Raw genomic sequence first — 5,906 nt, 5'->3', positions numbered from 1 at the left:
GCTGTAAGAGCGGAACCGATATCAGCCATCACCCAAAAAACGGATATGCCCCCCAACCCCAAAGACGCATACGTCATCCAACGTATTCCCCGCCCAACCCCATCCCCGTGAGACTGCTCCCGACAGCCAACCCACCCTCCGGGAGCACCTCGATGACCGACACCCTGATCAAAGTCGACCTCAACCAACCCGTCACCGAAAACGAACAGATCCACAACCGTTGGCACCCGGACATCCCGATGGCTTGCTGGGTCAAACCCGGCGATGATTTCATCCTCGAAACCTACGACTGGACCGCCGGCGCCATCAAGAACAACGACGACGCCAGCGACGTGCGCGACGTCGACCTCTCCACTGTGCATTACCTCTCCGGCCCGGTGGGCGTACACGGCGCCGAACCTGGCGACTTGCTGGTGGTCGACCTGCTCGACATCGGCGCCAAGGCCGACTCCCAGTGGGGCTTCAACGGCTTCTTCTCCCGCCAGAACGGCGGCGGCTTTCTCACCGATCACTTCCCCAGCGCGCAAAAAGCCATCTGGGATTTCAAGGGCATGTTCACCAGCTCCCGGCACATCCCGGGCGTCAATTTTGCGGGCCTGATCCACCCCGGCCTGATCGGCTGCCTGCCCGACCCGGTGATGCTCGCCGACTGGAATCGTCGCGAGCAGGAGCTGATCGATACCAACCCGACCCGCGTCCCGCCCCTGGCCAACGCGCCGCTGGCCGCCACCGCGCACATGGGCAAACTCAAGGGCTCGGCCCGTGATGATGCCGCCGCCACCGGTGCCCGCACCGTGCCGCCCCGTGAGCATGGCGGCAACTGCGATATCAAGGATTTGTCCCGCGGCTCGAAGATCTATTTCCCGGTGTACGTCAACGGCGCCGGCCTGTCGGTGGGCGACTTGCACTTCAGCCAGGGCGACGGCGAAATCACCTTTTGCGGCGCCATCGAAATGGCCGGCTGGGTGCACATGAAGGTCGAGCTGATCAAGGGTGGCATGGCCAAATACGGGATCAAGAACCCGGTGTTCAAGCCAAGCCCGATCACCCCGAACTACAAGAACTACCTGATCTTCGAAGGCATCTCCGTCGACGAACAGGGCCAGCAGCATTACCTGGACGTCAATGTCGCTTACCGCCAGGCCTGCCTGAATGCGATCAACTACCTGACCAAGTTCGGCTACTCGCCGGCCCAGGGGTATGCGTTGCTCGGCTCGGCGCCGGTGCAGGGGCATATCAGCGGCGTGGTGGACATCCCCAACGCCTGCGCGACGTTGTGGCTGCCGACTGAAATCTTCGAGTTCGACATCAACCCCAACGCCAGCGGCCCGACCCAATTCCTCGACGGCAGCATTGACCTGCCCATCGCTCCGGACCTGTAGCCATGCCGACCTACGAATATGCCTGTGAGTCCTGCGGCACCTTCACGATGCTGCGGCCCATGGCCCAGCGTCACGAACCCAGCCAATGTCCGTATTGCGACGGCCCGGGCGGGCAGTTGCTGCTGTCGGCGCCGGCGCTGACCACGCTGTCGGCCAATCAGCGCAAGGCCATAGCCGGTAACGAGCGCAGCGCCCATGCGCCGCAAACCGTCGGCGAATATCAGGCAGCGCGCAAGCACCCGGCGGGCTGCAGTTGCTGTGGCACCAGCAAGCCGGTGGTGCCGAGCAAGGCCAACCCGCTGGGGCTCAAGACCAGGACCGGGCCACGGCCCTGGATGATCAGTCATTGACCGAGGAGATTTGCAATGCGCCATGGCGACATTTCCAGCAGCCCGGACACGGTCGGCGTTGCTGTCGTGAACTACAAGATGCCGCGCCTGCACAGCAAGGCCGAAGTCATCGATAACGCGAAGAAGATTGCCGAGATTATTGTCGGCATGAAGCAGGGTTTGCCCGGCATGGACCTGGTGGTGTTCCCCGAATACAGCACCATGGGGATCATGTACGACCACGACGAGATGATGGCGACCGCCGCGAGTATTCCCGGCGAGGAGACGGCGATTTTCTCCGCGGCCTGCCGCCAGGCCAATACCTGGGGCGTGTTTTCCCTGACCGGTGAACGCCACGAGGAGCACCCGCACAAGGCGCCGTACAACACGCTGGTGCTGATCAATAACCTCGGCGAGATCGTCCAGCGTTATCGCAAGTGCATTCCGTGGTGTCCGATCGAAGGTTGGTATCCCGGCGACCGCACCTACGTGTGCGACGGGCCCAAGGGCATGAAGGTCAGCCTGATCATCTGCGACGACGGCAACTACCCGGAGATCTGGCGTGACTGTGCGATGAAAGGCGCCGAGCTGATCGTGCGCTGCCAGGGCTATATGTACCCGGCCAAGGAGCAGCAGGTGCAGATGTCCAAGAGCATGGCCTGGGCCAATAACTGCTACGTGGCGGTGGCGAATGCGGCGGGGTTCGACGGGGTGTATTCGTACTTCGGGCACTCGGCGATCATCGGCTTTGATGGCCGTACCCTGGGCGAGTGCGGCGAGGAAGAGATGGGCATTCAGTACGCCCAGCTGTCGGTGTCGCAGATCCGCGATGCGCGGGCCAACGACCAGTCGCAGAACCATCTGTTCAAGCTGCTGCACCGTGGCTACACCGGCATGCATGCCTCGGGCGATGGGGACAAGGGCGTGGCGGATTGCCCATTCGAGTTCTATCGCACCTGGGTGCTGGACGCGCAAAAGGCCCAAGAGAATGTCGAGGCCTTCACCCGCAGCACCGTCGGTGTCGCCGAATGCCCGGTGGGGCAGTTGCCCCATGGCGGTAAACAAAAAACGGCGGGTTGAGGCATGCGGTTTACTTTTGAACCGGCCCAGGTCATGGCCTTGCTGCGCAGCCGTATCGTTGGCCAGGACGCAGCCCTGGCCCAAATGGAAGGGTTGCTCAAGGTGGTCAAGGCCGATATCGGTGAGCGTGAGCGGCCGTTGAGCGTCAACCTGTTCATGGGGCCTACCGGGGTCGGCAAGACGGAAATTGTCCGGCTGCTGGCCCTGGCCTTGCACGGGCGTGCCGACGGGTTCTGCCGCATCGACATGCACACCCTGGCCCAGGAGCATTACGCCGCTGCCTTGACCGGGGCGCCGCCGGGTTACGTCGGCAGCAAGGAAGGCATCAGCCTGTTCGACAGCGAACTGATCCAGGGCAGCTATAGCCGCCCCGGCATCGTGTTGTTCGACGAGTTGGAAAAGGCCAGCCAGGAAGTGGTGCGCAGCCTGTTGGGCATTCTTGAAAACGGCCAACTGACGTTGGCGGGTGGTGCTCGCACGCTGGACTTTCGCAACAGCCTGATCTTCATGACCAGCAATATCGGTGCACAACAGGCGCGTCGCCATCGACAGCGATTTACCCCGTTGCGCTGGTTGAGACGCGGGGAGGCGGCGGTGTTGGAGGACGCCTTGCACAGTCATTTCGAGCCGGAGTTTCTCAATCGCATCGACCGTATCCTGATGTTCGAGCCCATCGACCATCAATGGCTTGAAGCGCTGCTTGAGGTGGAACTCGGCAAACTCAATCAACGCCTGGCGACGCAGCAGCGGTCACTGGTGCTGGATGAGTCGGCACGGGTGTGGTTGTGCCGCGACCATGATGTACGCTTTGGTGCCCGTGCCTTGGGCCGCCGATTGCGGGTGGAACTTGAGCCGGCGATTGCCGAATGCGTATTGCGCGACCCGGGTGTGGGCCCCATGGGCGCGACTGTCGACAGTGATCGTTTGGTGGTTTCGCAACAAGCGGCTTGCAACAAATAAATTCCAAGCTAATATAACCCGGGTAAAACAATATATTCCGGGTAAAAGTCATGAGCGCATCACACTGCACCGCTTTCCTTGGCCACCAACGCGTGGCCGCCGGCTCTTATGCCGACGTCGCCAAAAACCTGAAAAACCTCGACCTGTCGACGGGCAGCTTGCTGGTGTTTGATGACGCCAGCGGCGTTCAAGTCGACTATCCCTGGCCCGCCGGTTACGCACCGCAGCAACCGACCGTCGTGGTGACGGAGGCCGACGTGCCGGCGTCACCTACCGTAGGCCGACCTAAGCTGGGGGTGGTCGCCCGTGAAGTGACCCTGCTGCCACGGCATTGGGAGTGGCTGGGGCAACAACGCGGCGGCGCCTCGGCGGCCTTGCGCCGGCTGGTGGATGAAGCGCGCAACGCCCATGCCGAGCACGATGAGCGACGCCAGGCCAAGGAATCCAGCTATCGTTTCATGAGCGCCCTGGGCGGCGACCTGCCGGGTTTCGAAGAGGCCTCGCGGGCGTTGTTTGCCCAGGACGGCGCCGACTTTTCCAACAAGATTGCGCACTGGCCGGTGGATGTGAAGTTGTACCTGGCCTGGTTGTCACGCAACGCTTTCCCTGCCTAATTGCATTGAGATCCGAACCTTCATGGAAGTCACCCAGCAACGACCGTTGTGGCAGATCTACCTGATCTTTCTGGCACCCATGGTGCTGTCCAATTTCCTCCAGAGCTTTTCCGGCACGCTGAACGGGATCTATGTCGGGCAGATGCTCGGCACCCAGGCGTTGGCGGCGGTGTCGGGGATGTTCCCCATCGTGTTTTTCTTTATCGCCCTGGTGATCGGCCTGGGGGCGGGTGCTTCGGTGCTGATCGGCCAGGCGTGGGGCGCGCAGGAAACCTCGATGGTCAAGTCGATCACCGGCGCCACCCTGACCCTCGGCGCCCTGATCGGGGTGATCGCGGCGGTGCTGGGCAGCGTGTTTGCGCGCCCGGCAATGCAGGCCCTGGGCACACCGGTGGATGTGCTGGATGACGCGGTGGGTTATGCGCAGATGATGATGCTGATCATGCCGCTGTTGCTGGTGTTCATCCTGTTCACCCAACTGCTGCGGGGCGTGAGTGACACGGTGTCGCCCTTATTGGCGCTGATGGTGTCGACCACCGTGGGCCTGGTGCTGACCCCTGCGCTGATCAAGGGTTGGCTGGGCCTGCCGCCGATGGGTATCCAGAGCGCGGTGGTGGCGGGGTTGGTGGGTAATGCCCTGGCGATGACGTTCCTGGTGCTGCGCCTGCGCCATAAAAACCACGTGATGGCGCCGGATCGCCAGTTGATGGCGGCGCTGCGGCTGGATCGGGTGATCCTGGGCAAGGTCCTGCGTATCGGGTTGCCTACGGGGTTGCAGATGGTGGTGCTGTCGTTGTCGGAGCTGGTGATTCTGGCGCTGGTCAACAGCCATGGTTCCCAGGCGACGGCGGCGTATGGGGCGGTGACGCAGATCGTCAACTATGTGCAGTTTCCGGCGTTGTCGATTGCGATCACGGCGTCGATTCTGGGGGCGCAGGCGATCGGGGCGGGGCGCCTGGAGCGGATCGGGCCGATCCTGCGTACGGGGATTTTGATCAACCTGTGCCTGACGGGTGGGTTGATAGTGCTGGGGTATGTGTTGTCGCACTGGCTGTTGGGGTTGTTCATTACCGACGTGGATGCGCGGGTCAAGGCCGAGCACCTGCTGCATATCATGCTCTGGAGCATCCTGGTGTTCGGTTTTCAGGCCGTGGTGGGCGGGATCATGCGGGCCAGCGGGGTGGTGCTGGTACCCGTGGGGATTTCGATCGTGTGCGTGTTGGGGGTGGAGTTGCCGGTGGCGTATCTGCTGAATGCGCGGTTTGGGCTGGAAGGGGTGTGGATGGCGTTTCCGGTGACGTATCTGGCGATGTTGGGGTTGCAGACGGCTTATTACCGGCTGGTTTGGCGGCATAAGCAGATCAAGCGGTTGGTGTGAGGTTTTTTTGGGGGGCGTGTACATATCCGTTATTTAGGTAACGGCCGCCTATGGTTTCGCTCTTACAGCGAGTCACTTTGCAAAAGCGGCAAAGTAACCAAAGCGCTCTGCCCCGCCTGTCGGCACCTCGCCTAGGCTCGGTGTTCCCTCACTCCGGCAGCAC

General features: G+C 62.2%; 6 protein-coding genes. All 6 read left to right on the top strand.

Going from position 1 to position 5,906, the window contains the following annotated elements:
• Positions 1-152: 152 nt before the first annotated feature.
• Genes fmdA through HX817_RS13630 form a run of 6 tightly spaced genes read left to right on the top strand, consistent with a single transcriptional unit; the run spans position 153 to position 5,743 of the window.
• Positions 153-1,382, top strand: a complete 1,230-nt coding sequence (gene fmdA / locus HX817_RS13655) for a formamidase (protein ID WP_003218608.1) — start codon at positions 153-155, stop codon at positions 1,380-1,382.
• Positions 1,383-1,384: 2 nt separating this feature from the next.
• On the top strand, positions 1,385-1,732 hold the full coding sequence (locus HX817_RS13650) for a zinc ribbon domain-containing protein (protein WP_008432727.1): 348 nt from the start codon (positions 1,385-1,387) through the stop codon (positions 1,730-1,732).
• Positions 1,733-1,747: 15 nt separating this feature from the next.
• Complete coding sequence (locus HX817_RS13645) at positions 1,748-2,791, top strand: aliphatic amidase (RefSeq protein ID WP_177040371.1); 1,044 nt, start codon at positions 1,748-1,750, stop codon at positions 2,789-2,791.
• Positions 2,792-2,794: 3 nt separating this feature from the next.
• Positions 2,795-3,751 carry an AAA family ATPase gene (locus tag HX817_RS13640; RefSeq protein ID WP_177029491.1) on the top strand — a complete coding sequence of 319 codons (957 nt, stop codon included), beginning with the start codon at positions 2,795-2,797 and terminating at the stop codon, positions 3,749-3,751.
• A gap of 50 nt (positions 3,752-3,801) precedes the next feature.
• Positions 3,802-4,365, top strand: a complete 564-nt coding sequence (locus tag HX817_RS13635; protein ID WP_177040370.1) for a DUF2239 family protein — start codon at positions 3,802-3,804, stop codon at positions 4,363-4,365.
• A gap of 22 nt (positions 4,366-4,387) precedes the next feature.
• Positions 4,388-5,743: an MATE family efflux transporter gene (locus HX817_RS13630; RefSeq protein ID WP_003218590.1), complete on the top strand. Its 1,356-nt coding sequence runs from the start codon at positions 4,388-4,390 to the stop codon at positions 5,741-5,743.
• Positions 5,744-5,906 lie beyond the last annotated feature (163 nt).

Origin of the sequence: Pseudomonas sp. C6002 (assembly GCF_013385805.1) — a bacterium.
In the GTDB taxonomy this organism is placed as follows: domain Bacteria; phylum Pseudomonadota; class Gammaproteobacteria; order Pseudomonadales; family Pseudomonadaceae; genus Aquipseudomonas.
The sequence above is the reverse complement of the archived record's forward strand: the minus strand, read 5'-3'. Positions and strand labels throughout refer to the sequence as shown.